The sequence below is a fragment of the Nostoc sp. DedQUE08 genome, assembly GCF_034530895.1.
Classification (GTDB): domain Bacteria; phylum Cyanobacteriota; class Cyanobacteriia; order Cyanobacteriales; family Nostocaceae; genus Nostoc.
Genome location: NZ_JAVRCD010000005.1, coordinates 77,981 through 94,527 on the forward strand (window position 1 = coordinate 77,981; position 16,547 = coordinate 94,527).

General features: G+C 39.9%; 15 protein-coding genes. 9 read left to right on the forward strand and 6 right to left on the reverse strand.

Annotated elements, in window-relative coordinates:
• Positions 1 to 60: 60 nt before the first annotated feature.
• Together RMY64_RS05010 and RMY64_RS05015 are read left to right on the forward strand one after the other, a co-directional pair.
• On the forward strand, positions 61 to 657 hold the full coding sequence (locus RMY64_RS05010) for a molybdenum cofactor guanylyltransferase (RefSeq protein WP_322699465.1): 597 nt from the start codon (positions 61 to 63) through the stop codon (positions 655 to 657).
• Positions 658 to 975: 318 nt separating this feature from the next.
• Positions 976 to 1,602, forward strand: a complete 627-nt coding sequence (locus RMY64_RS05015) for a chloramphenicol phosphotransferase CPT family protein (protein ID WP_322670742.1) — start codon at positions 976 to 978, stop codon at positions 1,600 to 1,602.
• A gap of 111 nt (positions 1,603 to 1,713) precedes the next feature.
• Here the strand turns inward: RMY64_RS05015 and RMY64_RS05020 are convergent, their stop codons facing one another.
• Both RMY64_RS05020 and RMY64_RS05025 read right to left on the reverse strand, forming a co-directional pair.
• Positions 1,714 to 3,210, reverse strand: coding sequence for a family 10 glycosylhydrolase (locus tag RMY64_RS05020; protein ID WP_322699466.1), 1,497 nt, complete (start codon positions 3,208 to 3,210; stop codon positions 1,714 to 1,716).
• 414 nt (positions 3,211 to 3,624) lie between these two features.
• Positions 3,625 to 3,846, reverse strand: coding sequence for a hypothetical protein (locus tag RMY64_RS05025; RefSeq protein WP_322670740.1), 222 nt, complete (start codon positions 3,844 to 3,846; stop codon positions 3,625 to 3,627).
• Positions 3,847 to 4,522: 676 nt separating this feature from the next.
• On the opposite strand from RMY64_RS05025, the gene RMY64_RS05030 reads away from it, so the two are divergent.
• Positions 4,523 to 6,181, forward strand: a complete 1,659-nt coding sequence (locus RMY64_RS05030) for a tyrosinase family protein (RefSeq protein WP_322699467.1) — start codon at positions 4,523 to 4,525, stop codon at positions 6,179 to 6,181.
• Between the two features lie 218 nt (positions 6,182 to 6,399).
• Positions 6,400 to 7,014 (forward strand): hypothetical protein, encoded by a 615-nt coding sequence (locus tag RMY64_RS05035; protein ID WP_322699468.1) that lies wholly within the window; start codon positions 6,400 to 6,402, stop codon positions 7,012 to 7,014.
• 176 nt (positions 7,015 to 7,190) lie between these two features.
• Here RMY64_RS05035 and psb27 read toward each other — a convergent pair whose 3' ends face one another.
• The 4 genes from psb27 to RMY64_RS05055 form a co-directional block, all read right to left on the reverse strand.
• Positions 7,191 to 7,595, reverse strand: a complete 405-nt coding sequence (psb27, locus tag RMY64_RS05040; RefSeq protein ID WP_190240755.1) for a photosystem II protein Psb27 — start codon at positions 7,593 to 7,595, stop codon at positions 7,191 to 7,193.
• A 215-nt stretch (positions 7,596 to 7,810) separates the two neighbouring features.
• On the reverse strand, positions 7,811 to 8,956 hold the full coding sequence (gene cofH / locus RMY64_RS05045; RefSeq protein ID WP_322699469.1) for a 7,8-didemethyl-8-hydroxy-5-deazariboflavin synthase subunit CofH: 1,146 nt from the start codon (positions 8,954 to 8,956) through the stop codon (positions 7,811 to 7,813).
• A 271-nt stretch (positions 8,957 to 9,227) separates the two neighbouring features.
• Entirely contained in the window at positions 9,228 to 10,397 is a 1,170-nt protein-coding gene (locus tag RMY64_RS05050) for a hypothetical protein (RefSeq protein ID WP_322699470.1), read from the reverse strand.
• 300 nt (positions 10,398 to 10,697) lie between these two features.
• Positions 10,698 to 10,889, reverse strand: coding sequence for a CbtB domain-containing protein (locus RMY64_RS05055; protein ID WP_322670735.1), 192 nt, complete (start codon positions 10,887 to 10,889; stop codon positions 10,698 to 10,700).
• Positions 10,890 to 11,591: 702 nt separating this feature from the next.
• On the opposite strand from RMY64_RS05055, the gene RMY64_RS05060 reads away from it, so the two are divergent.
• From RMY64_RS05060 to RMY64_RS05080, 5 genes are all read left to right on the forward strand, one after another.
• Positions 11,592 to 12,617: a multicopper oxidase domain-containing protein gene (locus RMY64_RS05060; protein ID WP_322685296.1), complete on the forward strand. Its 1,026-nt coding sequence runs from the start codon at positions 11,592 to 11,594 to the stop codon at positions 12,615 to 12,617.
• A gap of 172 nt (positions 12,618 to 12,789) precedes the next feature.
• Positions 12,790 to 13,827, forward strand: a complete 1,038-nt coding sequence (locus RMY64_RS05065) for a helix-hairpin-helix domain-containing protein (protein ID WP_322699471.1) — start codon at positions 12,790 to 12,792, stop codon at positions 13,825 to 13,827.
• Between the two features lie 179 nt (positions 13,828 to 14,006).
• Positions 14,007 to 14,444 carry a ferritin-like domain-containing protein gene (locus tag RMY64_RS05070; protein ID WP_322670732.1) on the forward strand — a complete coding sequence of 146 codons (438 nt, stop codon included), beginning with the start codon at positions 14,007 to 14,009 and terminating at the stop codon, positions 14,442 to 14,444.
• Positions 14,445 to 14,599: 155 nt separating this feature from the next.
• Complete coding sequence (locus tag RMY64_RS05075; protein WP_322687841.1) at positions 14,600 to 15,568, forward strand: FTR1 family protein; 969 nt, start codon at positions 14,600 to 14,602, stop codon at positions 15,566 to 15,568.
• Between the two features lie 279 nt (positions 15,569 to 15,847).
• Positions 15,848 to 16,285 (forward strand): hypothetical protein, encoded by a 438-nt coding sequence (locus tag RMY64_RS05080; protein WP_322699472.1) that lies wholly within the window; start codon positions 15,848 to 15,850, stop codon positions 16,283 to 16,285.
• Positions 16,286 to 16,547: the final 262 nt, after the last annotated feature.

Consider the following 16,547-nt stretch of genomic DNA (forward strand, 5'->3'; position numbering starts at 1 on the left):
CTCCTCTCTAGTGCCTAATCCTCAGTTACTAGTACCCAGACCCCAATTCGATCTATAACTATGACGACCAGAAGCGAATTAACAGCGATTGTGTTAGCTGGGGGTAAGAGTTCTCGGATGGGTCAAGATAAAGCCTTGATTCCCATTGAAGGAGTGCCGTTGTTGCAGCGAGTTTGTGGGATTGCTCAAAGCTGTGCTGATACAGTTTATGTAGTAACTCCCTGGCCAGAACGCTATCAAGATTTGCTTTTGACTGGTTGTGAGTTTATTTGGGAAGTACCTTTGTCTGGAGAATCTTTAGCCCACGGGCCTTTAGTTGGATTTGCTCAAGGGCTAGCCGAAGTCAAGACAGAATGGGTGCTGCTGCTAGCTTGCGATTTACCGAGGTTGCGGGTTGAGGTGTTGCAAGATTGGATAACTCAACTCGATCGCGTGGGGGATAATGCGATCGCAGCTTTAGCTTATCATCCCAAAGGTTGGGAGCCTCTGTGTGGTTTCTATCGCCGTCGCTGTCTGCCACAACTCCTAGAGTTTATCAACCAAGGCGGGCGATCGTTTCAGCAGTGGCTTCGGCAATATCCGGTAGAAGTTTTGCCCTTAGCAGAACCCGAAATGCTATTTAACTGTAATACACCAGAGGACTTGGCTTTAAATTGAGTTGAAAAGTAGGGACTTAATCGCGAACTGAACCTGCCGAAACTTTGGTAATAAAGTCATTTTTCGGACAATCGAACAGAATTCAAGAGTCCTAAATTCATTCTGAATTCTGTAGAACTGGCGGATAGCGCAGCGTAAAGCCTTCTCTTTTCCCAAAAGGAAATGCACTCGCGTTCGAGAGGCTTCTCTTTCAGAGACGCTACGCACAGCGTCTTGATTCTGAATTCTAAATTCTGACTCCTGAATTCTTGCCTATTCAACGTTTTAGCCCTAACGTGGAACTGCTAACTATATGTATTAAGGATGCTAGGAGGAATCATGGGGCAGACACAGGAGTTAGGACAGATTATCATCCTGAATGGTGTCCCGCGATCGGGGAAGTCGAGCATTGTCGCAGTGATTCAGGAGACATTTGATGGTCTGTGGATGAATTTGGGTGTTGATAGATTTATGCAAATGACTCCCGCACGATACCTGCCTGGGATCGGTTTGCGGCCAGGGGGAGAACGCCAGGACATCGAACCCTTTGTTCCCATTCTTTACAGTGCTATGTATGAGTCTATCGCTGCCCACAGCCGTTTGGGTCTGAATGTCGTGGTTGATGTCGGACACCATGACGCCTACGCAATAAAGCGGGGTATTCTGGCTGATAGTGCCCGACGTTTGAAGGGATTGCCGGTTTTGTTTGTAGGCGTTCACTGCCCCATCGAGATCGTTATGGAACGACGACAAAACACCGGGTGGAATGTGGGAAGTACAGCTGACTCCCCAATACCACATCCGGTTCAGTTATGGCAACGTGAAGTCCACATCCCTGGCATCTATGATCTTGAAGTTGATACCTCTTTGTTAAGCCCAGGTGCGTGTGCTGAGATAATACGCCAGTACCTCGCAGATAGTCCAGCACCCTCGGCATTCCAACGACTCGCTACACACTATACTTAAGCTGTAGTTATGATGTTAACTATATTTAGTATGAATTTGTAAAGTGTGTGATTCTATCAGTTAAAAGTTAAAAGGGAAATTCAATCCCTTTTTACTAATTCTGCAAAAAGTCTACTTAACTCGACAGAATTTGCGATCGCTATCACTCTGAGGATATTGCCAAGAATAGGCAAAGTGGCTAACTCCCTTCAGTTGGGGGGCAAATTGCCGGAGTGCCTGCATTTGCACCTCTAGGGATGGACGATTACTAACAGATTTTCCCCACTGACCGGCTAAAGCTGGGATTATCTGTGTACCCGGTTTTGCCATACTCAAAACCCTTTGCACTTGCGACACGATACAACTGGCATTACCGCAATTCCCATAAGCCATAGGATGCCATTCTAATGTATTGGGGAAACGATCCCAAGGTTGTAAACGGGAATCATACCCTTGTCCAACAGTTTGGTTGCCATCAGGAAAAAACACCACTCCTGTAGAAACACCTTGCTGCTTTGCAGGGTAACTAGCGATGGTGACAAAATCTAGAATTCCTTGCATAGCGTGGGCAACGGCAAGCTGCCACAACTCCCATTGTAAAACTGGTTGTCTATCGGTTGCAGGCAGGATTGACTTTTGCGCTAGTGGGATGCGTCCTTGCCAAAGGGGTTCTCCTTCCTGGGGATAAAGCTTATCAACTTCAGCTACATCTCCACGAGTGACGAATCCCTTACTCAAAAAGCGGCGAATCAAGTCCAGCCCTTTGTAATTCTGTGCCCGTTTAAATAAAGCTTCTTGGGTTGCGGGACTAAATAGCCATAAATCTGAAACTTTAGTGGCGATAGAATCACTTCCAGCTTGGCGAGGATAACGCACGTAATCCAATAGCAAGCCATCTGGACGACGGCGCAAAACTTCTTGTACCAATTTGTAGTAGTCTCGTTTTGCTTGCAGGTTGTAGGGGTCGATAAATAGTTGAGAGCCATTATCTACCACATATAAACTCGTTTGACCTTTGCCATTACGAGCGATCGCACTTTCTCTATCTGGGCGCTGGGCGTAAGTATAGCCGAAATTTGTGGTAAACATCCAGGCATAGACCTTCAAACCACGTTGCCGACCTTTTTTAATTGCCGTAGCGAGTATATCAATATTTTCTGCCCCTGGAGTGCGAATCACAGCAGGCCAAACTGTCGGGTTAGCTCTTGCTGGTAATAGTACCTGTCCATCGTAAAATACTTCTATATAAACTTGGTTATAGCCACCATTAACAATCCGATCCATAACCTGATCGATTATTCCTGGCTGAATATCGCACGGATACAAGCGTAACCAAAGGGCTTGAGTTTGCGGCCAAGTTCGAGAGCGACATTGCTTTAATTTCTGCGCCTGTTCTTGTATTATGCTTTGGTAGCGCGTTTGAGCATCTTGTTTGCCTTTAAGCGCTGACAAACGTAAGCTTTCTTTTTCTTGCGCCGCAGCTGATGATAACTGACAATACTCAGTTACTTGCGCCCTTGCTGGTTCGCTTCCCAAGTTGGGGAGCAAAAAACTACTAGTAAAAACAACAGCAAATAAGCGCCGCCAAAATAATATCGATCTTGCAAAGTTCAAGGGACGGTTAGACATATCTAGCAGTAGATGAACACAATAATCATCGGCCCCAACTTAGATAATTGTGGGCAATGTGTATCAAAATTTATAGTTCAGTAACAAAGATTTTGAAACCTACTTTTTCAAGACTCCTAAACACGTATTTCTGTTGCCATATTTTTTATAAGCTGTTCCACATTGAAATTACATTAAGGAACTGACAAAAAATAAATTATCCAAAATTATTTTTACATTTGTATAAGTTGTAAACATTGTACCCCTACGTTCGCAAAGCGTCCCGCAGGGATGGGATGTTTTTTAAACTGGAAGTCGCTAACTGAGCTGGCTTTCCAGCCCACTACAAAAGTTTGAGAAAATTTAGATATGTAAAATAATAAACTCTCTGACTCAGTAACTAACTTGGATGCACCTTCAGCTTCAGCTATAACTTTAATCGACTAGCCATTGACTAGGCAGAACAGTTGGCTCTGTGGCGATTGGTATAGCACCAATGCATTCACTACTAAGCTCACTGTTGATTAACCCTACCACAAACAGCGGTCTGTTATCGGGATGAATGGCTCTAGGAGCGTGGGTTTCGCCACTTGGGGAACTCCAAATTGTGCAATCAACGCTACTTCTTCCTTCCTTGTCTTTCGGAGGCTTACGCAAAATAGCTCTCAAACTCTATATTCCCCTAGCTCCACCAAAGTACTGAGTGAAGGAAGCTGCCACTCAGACTTCTCTGTACCTTGGAGCAGTTATTTCTCAAAAATAAGATGCAGCCGAAAGTTAACCATTCAATCTCCACTCACATCAATCAATACAGTTCAGAATGAGCAAGAAAACCCAGATGTAGAGACGCAATAAATCGCGTCTTGAAAGACCAATTATCTACACCAATAACCTTTAAGCCAAGCATATTGTACTATCAATACTGCTTAGGCTAAAGCATTTTTAACTTGGAATTGAGTTTAGGTTAAAACTTTTTTATTTTTCCTTTCACTTTTTCTCAAAACCTACACAGTATTGACCCGCTATGTTTAGAAGTCTTAAGTATTTTGTTAAATAGAATAAACTCTGGACACAATAAATACATAATTATTTTTTTCTGATTTAATGAAATATGACATAGTGTCATACTTAATATCAATGTATATTCCCCATTTAAAAACTCTGATAAATTAGTAGTTTTTTGTTGTGAGAGGAATATTAGCATTTTGCCTAAGTAGCAGCTGGAATAAAATACTTATTTTTTCTAGCTGAATCAACCAAAAAATATTTAAAATGCGGAATATCTTAGATTATATCCGTATATTGCTGTGCTACTCAAACTCTCAATAAAATTATGAAGAAATTATTGATCGCTTTGATTTTAGCAATATTTACTACTGTCAGCATCCTGCTAGGGCCAAGTAAAGCCTATGCCCAATCTTTCCAGCCAAATGTCCAAGGTGTGCAAATGAAGCAGATAAAATATACTCGCAGTAGTGTTTTCTCTGAAAAAGGTAAAAAGGATTTAAACTCATTGGCAAATGCCTTGGCACAAATGCGAGCTTTGGCTTGTCAAGATTCTAAAAGTTGGTATTACCAAGGTGCAATCCATTGGACTCCAGGTTTGAGTAATTTTCCCCAGAGTAACTCACTCTGTAACAAATATACTGAAGCTGCATTCAACGATCCACAGCAGCAACAAGAGGTACAAAAACTGTTAGAGGCTTGGCAACATTGCACTCATGGAAGACGCGATCAAAATTTAAACTTACCCATCGCTCAAATTGCTGGCAAGAACTTTTTACCTTGGCATCGACTTTACCTAGTTTACTTTGAAAAAATTGTTCGTAAACTCTCTAAAGATCCTCAATTTGCAATTCCATACTGGGACTACACTAGGGCAGACAAAAGAACCATGCCACCGGAATTTATCACATCTAGCTCTCTATATACAGATTTGAGAAATAGTGTCCTCAATTTTGTCGGTGGAGCGGTTGAACAAATCGAACAACAACAGATTAAGAAGGATAAAAACAAAGCATACAAAACTAATATTTTTAATCAATCGCCTCTCAATTTTAGTAATCAAATTGAGAACTCACCTCATGGTGAAATGCATGGTTACATAGGTGGTGATGTTGGTGATGCAGCCAATCCTATCTGGAATAATCAGCCTGCTCCCGCTCAAATCGGGCTAATGGGAGATGTTGGTACTGCTGGATTCGATACTATCTTTTGGATACATCATTCTAGCATCGATCGCTATTGGGAGTCTTGGCAAAAAGCACCAACAAACCCAGAACAAAAAGAAGCTAGACAAGCGAAACCGGAGGATTTGCCCCTACCATCGAATTTAGCCCCAATCTATACCTTTGCTGATGAAGATGGTAATCTAGTGAGTCACAACACTCCTCAATCAGTCATTGATGCAGTTTATAGTGTGGACTATAAATACGATCGCCTAGATCCAGATGCAAAAGTAGCACTTGTTAAAAGCGTTGTCATAAAACCAACAGAATTGAGGGCTAGACTAGCCTCACCCGTTTCTGTTCTGGCTGATGGGCAACAACTTCATCAGAGCTTAAATAAATTGACAGATGTGACTGTGCCATTATCTACTCCTCTGCAAAAAATTCCAGTATTCTTAGACGCTCGGACTGCAAACAAATCTGTGGGACAGGAATTATATTTGTTGGAAGTTAAATTGTCTTTCACAGAAAAACCAATCGGCAACTATAACGTCTATGTCAATTTGCCCCGTACCAAGTCGATCTCTAGCATAATCAGCGATATAGATCGCTACTATGTTGGTTCTGTTAACTTCTTTGATGTGCATGGCGAAGATGCAAACAGTAAAACCTTTGTTTTTGATATCACTAAAGAAGTGAATGCACAGTTATCTGAATTGAAAGAGCCTCAAACAGAAAATATAGAGGTAAAGTTTGTCTCAGATAGTACTGCTCGTTCGCAGGAAATTTACATTGAGAATATTACGCTACGCAAATTAGCGTAACTAAAATCTGACTTATATAAGCAGTTTGAAAGACTTTAAGTGAATTCAAGGCGATCGCGTTTATCTCGCTTCAATTATATGAGGTACGCGATCGCTTTCATCTATTTGTCACTAAGCTACTGAATTTGCCAACAACACCATTCTGTTATCTTTGCAGTAAAATTTAATAAACAGTAAGTAACTATTGACAAAGAACTTACATTATGAATAGTTAAATTATGACCAAGCTGATTTTTACTCTGTTTTTAATCATATTTACTATTTTGAATATACTTAATTTAAATAATACATACGTACAGGTATCTCAAAATAATATTCGCCAAATTAATTGGAAAGATGAGGTTTTAGTGAATACCCAATCATCCTTTAATCTTGCAACTCAAGAGCAGCAGCAAGCAAAGTTTATTTCCTCTCAACAGGTTAAAACAAAGTTGACAGATAATCCATTGGCACCAACGCAAGTAACTTTTCCCTTATCTACCCCTCTGGAAATTGGTACGGCTAGGTCTGAGGAAGTTTATCTGTTGGAAATTCAAGTCGCTTATCAGGGTGAGCCAATAGGAAACTACAGCGTTTATCTTAATTTACCAAGCCTCAAAGCGATCGCTGATATCGATACTTACTATATCGGTTCAGCTAATTTCTTTGATGTACCAAGTCCAAACCAAGGTATAAAAAAGTTTAATTTTGATATTACACCTGAGTTAATTAAGCAGGTGCAAAAGCGCGTAAAACCGTCAAAAATTCCAAATTTAACATTGACTTTCATTCGCGACCAAGGTCATTCAAGCACAGAGCTTGTTATCGATCGGGTTGCACTATCAAAATTATGAGTCGCTTGAGCCTGTGTGCAGCTGTGGCTACATAAACAAAATTGAAAATTTTCAACTTTGACTCAGATCAACTTAACAAAGTGGTAAAACTAATTCGTAATTCATATTTATAATCAGTGTTAGCTCTGTAGCCATTTTAATTACGAATTACGAATTACGAACTAGTAATTAAATAGTTAACCGCCACGCTTTAGCGCTGTCTCTACCTGCTGCAACTCTTTTTCTAGACGATTTTTGAGTTTTTCGGGTACAGGACGATTTGGGTAAGAACTGTAATGTCCAGCTAGGGAATTGAGGGCTGTTCGTATGGTTGTAAACGAGCCAAGACCAGAAACAGAGTTAACCCGCTGGTAGCGAGCTGAAAAGTCATTAATTTTTTGACGCGCTTCTGCTTGAATTGCTGCTTTGTCTGGTGAATCTTGTGAAAGATCCAGAGCTTGTCTCATAATATTGACCACAGCTAAGGTGTCTTGACGATAATCCCCAGTCAAACTATCTGGACTGCCAGAACAACCCATTAAGCCGATAGCTACAACCAAAACCAGCGCAAGCAAACGCGACCAATAGCGCTTCATATGCATTAAGTAAAAGAATACGTAAATCAACGTCCATCCTATCTTGGATTGGTAACTTGGGGATCAATTGAGTGAAGAGTGTGGAGTGCAGGGGAGGGGAGGCAGAGGGGCAGGGGAGGCAGGGGAGGCAGGGGAGCAGGGGAGCAGGGGAGCAGAGGAGAAGTTGTAGTAAATCTTTCCCCTCTGCCTCTTTCCCATGCCCAATGCCCAATTCCCAATTTCTAACGACTAATAACTTTTTGATAAAGAGTATCTCGTTGTTGGTAAGGTCTTCCTAAAGAAGCGATCGCATTTTCCAAGGTTTCCACTTCCATACACGTACCGCCTAAAGCACCTGCCATTGTGGTAATATGTTCCTCCATCAATGTGCCGCCGATATCGTTGCAACCCCAAGCTAAGGCTTCTGTCGCGCCTGCAAGCCCTAGTTTTACCCAACTCTGCTGATGGTTAGGAATCCAATTACCTAAGTAAATTCGCGCTACAGCCCCTAATAGCAGAGCATCACTTAAAACTGGTTGATCGCGTCCGACACGGCGACGTAAGGATTTAGGCGCTTCTTGACCAACGAAGGGTAATAAAATAAACTCTGTAATCTTGGCTGGATATCCCCGATTGATGGCGGTTTTTTGGAGCGATCGCAATTTTTCTAAATGTCCGATTTGCTGTTCGTGGGTTTCAATATGCCCAGATAACATGGTGCTAGTGGTATGCAAGCCTAATTTGTGAGCAGTGCTAACAATTTCTAGCCAAGTGGCTGTGTCAATCTTCTCTGGACACAATATCCGCCTTACTTCATCGTCCAACACTTCCGCTGCTGTTCCTGGCATTGAGCCAACACCAGCATCGCGCAAAGCAGTAATCACCTCAGCATATTCCAGTCCATCAAGTCTGGCGATAAATTGCACTTCTTGGGGAGAGAAAGCATGTAAATGTATGTGGGGAAATTCCTGTTTAATGGTTTCTACGACTTTGAGGTAGTAGGGCAAAGATTTACCATTTATCAGTGCTTGTGGATTTAATCCCCCCTGCATACAGATTTCTGTTGCACCCCGTTTTACTGCATCTGTCGCCTTTTCCAAAATTTGCGCCGAATCTAACCAGTATGCATCGGCATCACCATCATCTCGACGGAATGCACAAAAACTACAGTGCTGCTCACAAATATTAGTAAAGTTAATATTACGGTTAATTATGTAGGTGACAGTATCGCCTGCTTGTGTGTGGCGGAGTGTATCGGATGTAGTACGTATTGCTGCGATCGCCTCTGGCTCTGTTTGTTGTAACAATACCACTCCCTCTTCGGGAGATAAGCCGTATCCCATCAAAGCACGTTCCAGAATTGTTTCAAACGCAATTTTTGTCAGCATTACTTTCTTAATTTCTCGGTAAATCTTGATTTTATGAGCTTGTAAATAATAAAATTTTACTTAATAAATATACCAATTTATCGAAAATCCAAGCTTGAACATAGGTTTTACTTTGAAAGCTATTTTAATAGCTTATCTTGGCTATTACACTACCTTTTTATACTTTATACAACCCATTAACAAAAAAATAGTTGTGGTTCAACACAACTATTTTAATTGATTCATCTACATCTTTGTATTAGCAGGAATCTTTAATACAACTCTGATATTACTAATTTGTCCTTGTTTGTGGTTTTCGTCGATGTTGTATTAACAATCCAATCGCCATACCAATGCCGACAAAGGTTGTAAAGTAAAATAAACCAATTAATCGGATGTAAATTGGTGGTGCGATCGCTTCAACTTCAACTTCCTGCGCTACCTTCACTGGTGTAAATTGACGGCTAGATCCTGGTAAAGGAGTTGCTTCTACCTCGATTTTGTGGGGTGAACCATCAAAAAATTGTTCAAGCCATGTTAATTTACCTTGTTCGTCGGGAATACCTTTGTAGTCAAAGACTGTCAAATTGTGTTCTGTGGCGATCGCTTTTATTTGCAAAGCTACATCTGTTACAGGCTGTCCGGTTGCGGTATCTTTCACTTGTAACGCTAAATTCGCAAGTTTTCCGACAGTTGCGTTTTTATCTCCCTCTAGATTGATTTCTAATCCCTGAGATTTTTGAGATGATGGTGGAATAGCTTCGGTACTAGTTGAGTGATGTTCGCTGCCATGAGCTTCTGCAACTTCTGCACTAATATTGATAACTAATAGGGTTACTATAGCCACTACAGTTAATGCACTTAATAAAAGGCGAACTGACTGTGGTGCAATTTCTCCTTGTTGTAGTTCTTCTTGACCGCCAATAATCCAACCACCCAACAATCCAAGTGACAGTAAAATAGCTGCAATTACAGCAAAATATTTATATTTGATGGGATTTTCGTGGACATTAATATTTAAACTTTGTTCATAAGCAGCAAAAGTGTTTGCTACTAAAGGTGACACTTTAACTAACAGTTGGTAATTACCACGGATGGGTAACATCTGCTGAATTTCTAACTTTCCATCAGGTGCATTAGCATTCATTTCCAACAATTTTGTCCCCTCAACAATGGGAAAATCTGTTGTTAACCAAGGATTACGCGGCGGTGTCAGAATTTGTAAATTAATTTTGGCATTTGTTAAAGATTTACCCGCAGCATCAACAGCTTGTAAAGTCAAATTAACAGGAGATTGTGGTTTTTCTGCTTCTGCTTCAAAGGGGAGAATACGTTCTAAAGGTGGGTTGGTAGAAAGTAGGACTCTGGACGTAGGAACTTGGGAGTTTCCCACAAAGGAATAAAGAACTGACAAAACAATGCAAACAGCGCTGATAACTCCAAAAAGTCGATATTTTTTCATACAAACTTACGGTAAATGTGAAACTTATGTAATTTCTGCAAGTTAAGCATTGATAGGAGTGGATGAAAGTTACTCCAGATTATTACTAGGTAAAAAAATTCCAGTCAAAGAATTAGTCAAAAATCAGACATCATCTTAAATCAGTTAAGGTGATGTAGAGATGATAAAGCATCTCTACAAAACCTAAAAGTTATTTCCCAACAAAAGACTGGCGCGAAATTTGCACTATTTTAGCGTCGTAACTTTGTTATGTGATGTAGCAAAGCTTGATGCACCTAAAAATCTTGTGATTATGATAATTTAGTGACATGCAACGCCTAATGTGTGGTGACGCGCTGAGTGTGCTGTGTTATGAACCGCAGGATAGGTGGAGAATAAAACAGTCCAGATAACTAAAGAAGATAAGAGCATATAAAGCGTTACCTGAACAGGTTTGGATAAGGTAATACCTGCGGTCTTCTGCAATAGTGAAATATGAGAAAAACTAGTCATTTTTGACCTCCTAATAATAAATTTGGGTAATTCATCAATCAAAGGGCATAACGCCGCTTGATTGCAAAAAGATATACCATCAACTTTGTATTTGACAAGTGTGTATCAAATGTATTGTGTAATTCGACTTTAGTGAATACTATACTATCCTTTGACATCGAGCGATCGCGATGCAGAAATCTACACATAAAGTCCATACAAATAACAAAAGAATGACACATGATTTTGAGTGACGGCATTTTCAGCGTTGCTAACACGAAGGTAACAGATAAAAATTAAAAATTAAAAGTTCTTACATTGCCAAGCATTCAAAAATCCTTGAATAAAGGTAACTTATGTTATCTCTAAACCAATTCAATACACTAAAGACTAGCAATAGTTTCTTGCTTGTGTCTATATTCAAGCTGCTATTATACTCATTGTTTATACTGTAAGTATTGCTGAAGCAATAAGCATATCAGGAATATGTATGAAATAGCTAGGTTTGTGTAAATGTCATTTATACATAACTAAGCGTATAAATACAGTTAAAACCACAAAAATATTGCGATAGTTTTTAGAGTTTGATCTAGATTTAACAACTTAACTGGCAATTTAGAAGCACTGAAAAATTATTGACAATAATTATTAATTCCTCTAATATCTAAAAGCAATTGCAAATCTTTTGCAATTCTTTTTTGGCGCTAACCGTAACGAAATGTCATGCCCAACAACTTCGCTCTAAGTAACGGAAAACCTTGGAGCCGCCGTCAATTATTGCAGCTGGGCCTAGCAGGTGCTGGAATAACTGGTGCAGCTGGACTTTGGCAAATGCTAAATCTACCAAGTAAGTCAATCGTTAAAGTGCCACCATTCGATAGGTCAGCACCAGACGACGTTACTAACCCAATGAAGATGTTGAGAGATTTTGATTATGGGACAGTGAAGCAAGAAAATGGGCGGACTATCCGAGAATTTCAGTTAACTGCTGGTTCTTCCATCATAAAACTCAATAGTGCTGTCTCTTACAACATCTGGGATTTAAACGGTCGCATACCAGGGCCAACGCTACGGGCAAAACAGGGCGATCGCATCCGGGTACTATTTCTCAACAACGCTGGACATTCTCACTCTTTACATTTTCATGGCGTTCATCCAGCAGAAATGGATGGTGTTCGCCCAATCAGCAATGGTAATGCCACAATCTACGAATTTGATGCTGAACCTTATGGCGTTCATTTATACCACTGCCATATTGAACCAGTGACCCGTCACATTGCCAAGGGACTATACGGAATGTTTATCATAGATCCACCAACTCCCCGTCCCCCAGCTGATGAAATCGTACTAGTGATGGGTGGATATGACGTGAATGATGATAGCCATAACGATTATTACGCCTTCAACGGTCTGCCCCACTATTACATGCATAACCCGATTCACATTTACAAAGATCAGTTGATTCGGCTGTATGTGCTCAACATCATTGAATACGATCCAGCAGTGACGTTTCATCTCCACGCCAACTTTTTTGATGTCTATCGCTACGGCATGACTATGACTGCTAGTGAGAAAGCAGATGTGATTACGATGGGTATCGCAGAAAGGCACATCTTAGAATTTGCTTTTCGTTATCCAGGTAAGTATATGTTCCATCCTCATCAGGATGCGATCGCAGAAAACGGTTGCATGGGTCAATTTGAAGTACTTGCTGATAGTAACTCTCAAAATAATGTTAAACATTCTTGACAATATTCTTAGTAATTTGTAATTAATTTATTAAAATTTTAGCAAACTAGTTGATAAAAAATCTCATTATATGCAACAGTAAAATCTATGACAATCTGTCAAACAAACTACTTTCTAGTAATAGTTTGAAATGTTTCAATTAATACCTCTTTTAGTTGTGCGAGGAGCAAAGATGATAAAACTTCGTTATATATGTTTAGCAGCAGCAACAGCGGTAATAGTTACCTTGAGTTCCTGTAGTAGTACGCCAACCGCAGAAAATCCATCAGCGCCAGTTGCTAGCACTCCCGCTACAGAGGCAGTAAGTAATAACAGTCATAGCGGTCACGGTAGCAAAGAAAAAATTAACATTAACAGCGCTATATTGTCAGAATTGGATAAGTTTGAAGCCAAACTAGGTATCCCGGCTTTATCAAACAAAATCCAGGCAGGTCGTCCTTATGGAAAACCAGAAGATTTAGTTACTAAAAAAATAATTACTCAAGAGCAGTTCGACCAAATTAAAGACCAGGTTGGCGTTCAAGAAGTCGTACTTACAGGTGAGGCAAAAGATCTTGATTATATGTCTAAATTAGGCTTAATGAAAGGACATCTGTTGGTAGCCAAAGAACTGCTCGATCAGAATCAGCCAAAACAGGCAGAACCTCATATTGGACATCCAGTTGAGGAGATTTACGTTGATGTAGAAGATCAACTTAATGAACGCAAAGTCAAAGAATTTAAGACAACTTTAGTAAGTTTGCAAGATTTAGTCAAATCTAGTCCGAAAGATAGCAAAGTTAAAACTAATTTTACTTCTTCAATGCAAGCAGTTGATGGAGCGATCGCAGCTTTGCCAGCAGATCAACGCTCAAAACCAGGATTTGCGCTCCAAGTAATTAACGAACTACTAGATTCGGCTAACTCCGAATATGGTGCGGCGATCGCAAATGGTAAAGTAACTGCGCCAATTGAGTATCAAGACTCCCGTGGTTTTGTCTTTTACGCCAATGAATTATACAAAGGAATTTCTAGTCAAGTAGCTCAAGCAGATCCCGAAGCACACAAAGCGATCGACACTAGTTTTGCTGAACTAATAAAAGTTTGGCCCGCCGCCATCCCACCAGCAAAAGCAGTAAAAATTCCTAATGATGTTACCAAACTGGTGAAAACCATTGAGGAAAACTCTCAAAAAGTGGTTGACAAATCCAATACCCAAGCACAGCGATAACACTTTAATTTAATGGGAAGTATAGGTTAAGGAGTTTAAAATAGTTAGGAGTTAGGAGTTAAGAGTTATGAATTATGAATTATGAGTTATGAATCCCAAATTACTAACTCCTAACTTCCAACTCCTCACTTCTAACTCCTAACTAATTACACTCTCTTCGTTACTTTAACTAACAACTGATGCAAGAACTTGACCAGAAAAAGACTATTGACCTGCTGAACGCCATCATGGAATTTGAACTAGCAGGAGTAGTGCGCTACACACATTATTCTTTGATGGTAACTGGCCCTAACCGTATTCCAATTGTGGCATTTTTCAAAGCACAGGCAAGTGAATCTTTACTTCATGCCGAACAAGTGGGAGAAATTCTTACCGGTTTAGATGGGCATCCCTCCCTGAAAATCGCCCCAATGGAAGAAACCTACCAGCATAAAGTCAAGGATATCTTGGAAGAAAGTTTATCCCATGAAAAAAAGGCATTGGATCTGTATAAAAAATTGCTCGAAACTGTCACCAATGCCAGCATTTACCTTGAAGAATTCGCTCGCGGTATGATTGGACAAGAAGAGATGCATAATCTCGAACTGAAAAAGATGCTACGCGATTTTGGTTCATAGTCATTAGTCATTAGTCATTAGTCCTTAGTCATTAGTCACTTGTACTGAGCGAAGTCGAAGTATTGGTCATTAGTCAAAAAGAAATTCAAAGGACTAATGACAAAGGACAAAGGACAAAGGACTAATGACAAAAGACAAAAGACAAAGGACAAAAGATGAATTTTAGTACTGCTCTACCTACTTTTGTAATAACACTTCGAGAAGGAGTGGAAGCTGCCCTTGTTGTTGGTATTGTGCTAGCTTTGCTAAAAAAAGCTAAACAATCCCGACTCAATTCATGGGTATATGCTGGTGTCGGCGTTGGCATTGTCGTCAGTGCCTTAATAGGTGTGCTATTCAGTTGGATAATTCAAGTACTGGGAGCCGCGAATCCTCAATACACCACTGTTGTTGAGCCAGCGCTAGAAGGTGTATTTAGTGTATTGGCGATCGCAATGCTCAGTTGGATGCTAATCTGGATGACTAAACAAGCCAGATTCATGAAAGCTACAGTTGAGGGAGCAGTAACAGAAGCGCTGACACAAAACTCAAATGCTGGCTGGGGTGTTTTTACTTTAATTTTAATTGCCGTTGTCCGCGAAGGCTTTGAAACTGTTCTCTTCGTTGCAGCTAATTTTCAACAGGGATTAATGCCAGCCTTAGGCGCTATTGCTGGTTTGGTAGCCGCATCTGCCATTGGGGTGCTGCTATTTAAATGGGGTGTCAAAATTAACATCCGCCAGTTTTTCCAGGTAATGGGCATTTTATTAGTGCTGATTGTCGCTGGATTGGTAGTTTCAGCGTTGAAACATTTTGACGAAGCTGTGGCTAATCTTGCCCTTAGCAGTCGTGCCACAGAAAGCCTTTGTTTCTATTACGAACGTTTTACAAAAGTCCACTCCTGTATTTTGGGGCCTATGGTTTCCAATACTTCCACAATCTTACCTGACGAACAGTTTCCTGGGATTATTCTCAAATCTTTATTTGGCTATAGAGATAATCTCTATCTTGTGCAAGCAGTGGGATATGTGGTATTTTTACTCACCATTGGAGGGCTGTATTTCCGCAGCCTTGGGGGTGCTTCTCCTGAAGGTAAAAAGAGTGTCCCTTTTGGTCAAAAACCAATTAGTTCTGCAAAAGATTAAAAGCACAGTCAGTTACCTCGTTTGCAGTCTTCCTTATTCCCAGTCATAGACTGGGAATCAACTTTGCGATCGCTACGCTAATGTCGATTCAGAAGTAGCTGCCGTAGTTAAAGCCACAGTTAATATTTTTGCCATTGTAATTGAATACAAATGTTTTCAAGTAATATCGATTTGAAAAAATAATGCAACAAATCAACTATTTGTAGAGACGCGATGAATCGCGTCTTTAGCCAAGGATGTGTTGCAATTATTAATTGAATTGGTATATCAAAAAAGGAAATGAGCAAAATTTTTATATTAAATTTCTTACTGTTACTTTCTCAAATACCCAATCAAGAAACAAAATTTTTAGATTTAAAAAATCAACTAGAAAAAAAAGGGTTTCAGGTAATCATTGCACTACCACCAAAGCGAGGAGCTTATGGTTTACTAAGAGAAGCTGACAAAAAAATCTGGATTAATCCTGTAGTGTTTGAGTTACATATTGGTATTCAAACACTAATCCATGAAACTGTTCATGCAGCCCAAGTATGTGCCGGAAAAGGAAAAATAAAAACTTTAGGTTTAGACATTCAACCAAGCAATTATGCTCGACCATTTTTTAGACGCTATACCGATGTCAAACGACAAGATTTAGAAAAAGAAGCCTATGCAGTGCAAACTCAACCTAACAGTTTTGAATTAGCTATATCTCTTCTTCAACAATACTGTAAATAGTTAGTTTAACAGATCCAAAAGCTGAAGCGCCCTGATTTAACTGTTTTGTAATACAAAGTCTTGTTGAGTAATAATATTGAGTGCAAAGAATGCTTGAAAACACGAATTTATTAATAATTTTTTAGTTCCAAAATAACAATAAAGATGCTTTGTAGCAGTTTCAAAGTAATTTGAATGTTGAATTAATCATAGTAATTGTCAAATTCATCTTATTTTACTATCGGGTACACGTATTTGTAAGACGGTTTTGAAAACTAGGTTC

Bases quoted from the DNA above. Each gene is read 5' to 3' on its own strand.
- RMY64_RS05010 (WP_322699465.1), top strand. From the start codon at position 61: ATGACGACCAGAAGCGAATTAACAGCGATTGTGTTAGCTGGGGGTAAG.
- RMY64_RS05015 (WP_322670742.1), top strand. From the start codon at position 976: ATGGGGCAGACACAGGAGTTAGGACAGATTATCATCCTGAATGGTGTC.
- RMY64_RS05020 (WP_322699466.1), bottom strand. From the start codon at position 3,210: ATGTCTAACCGTCCCTTGAACTTTGCAAGATCGATATTATTTTGGCGG.
- RMY64_RS05030 (WP_322699467.1), top strand. From the start codon at position 4,523: ATGAAGAAATTATTGATCGCTTTGATTTTAGCAATATTTACTACTGTC.
- RMY64_RS05035 (WP_322699468.1), top strand. From the start codon at position 6,400: ATGACCAAGCTGATTTTTACTCTGTTTTTAATCATATTTACTATTTTG.
- psb27 (WP_190240755.1), bottom strand. From the start codon at position 7,595: ATGCATATGAAGCGCTATTGGTCGCGTTTGCTTGCGCTGGTTTTGGTT.
- cofH (WP_322699469.1), bottom strand. From the start codon at position 8,956: ATGCTGACAAAAATTGCGTTTGAAACAATTCTGGAACGTGCTTTGATG.
- RMY64_RS05050 (WP_322699470.1), bottom strand. From the start codon at position 10,397: ATGAAAAAATATCGACTTTTTGGAGTTATCAGCGCTGTTTGCATTGTT.
- RMY64_RS05055 (WP_322670735.1), bottom strand. From the start codon at position 10,889: ATGACTAGTTTTTCTCATATTTCACTATTGCAGAAGACCGCAGGTATT.
- RMY64_RS05060 (WP_322685296.1), top strand. From the start codon at position 11,592: ATGCCCAACAACTTCGCTCTAAGTAACGGAAAACCTTGGAGCCGCCGT.
- RMY64_RS05065 (WP_322699471.1), top strand. From the start codon at position 12,790: ATGATAAAACTTCGTTATATATGTTTAGCAGCAGCAACAGCGGTAATA.
- RMY64_RS05070 (WP_322670732.1), top strand. From the start codon at position 14,007: ATGCAAGAACTTGACCAGAAAAAGACTATTGACCTGCTGAACGCCATC.
- RMY64_RS05075 (WP_322687841.1), top strand. From the start codon at position 14,600: ATGAATTTTAGTACTGCTCTACCTACTTTTGTAATAACACTTCGAGAA.
- RMY64_RS05080 (WP_322699472.1), top strand. From the start codon at position 15,848: ATGAGCAAAATTTTTATATTAAATTTCTTACTGTTACTTTCTCAAATA.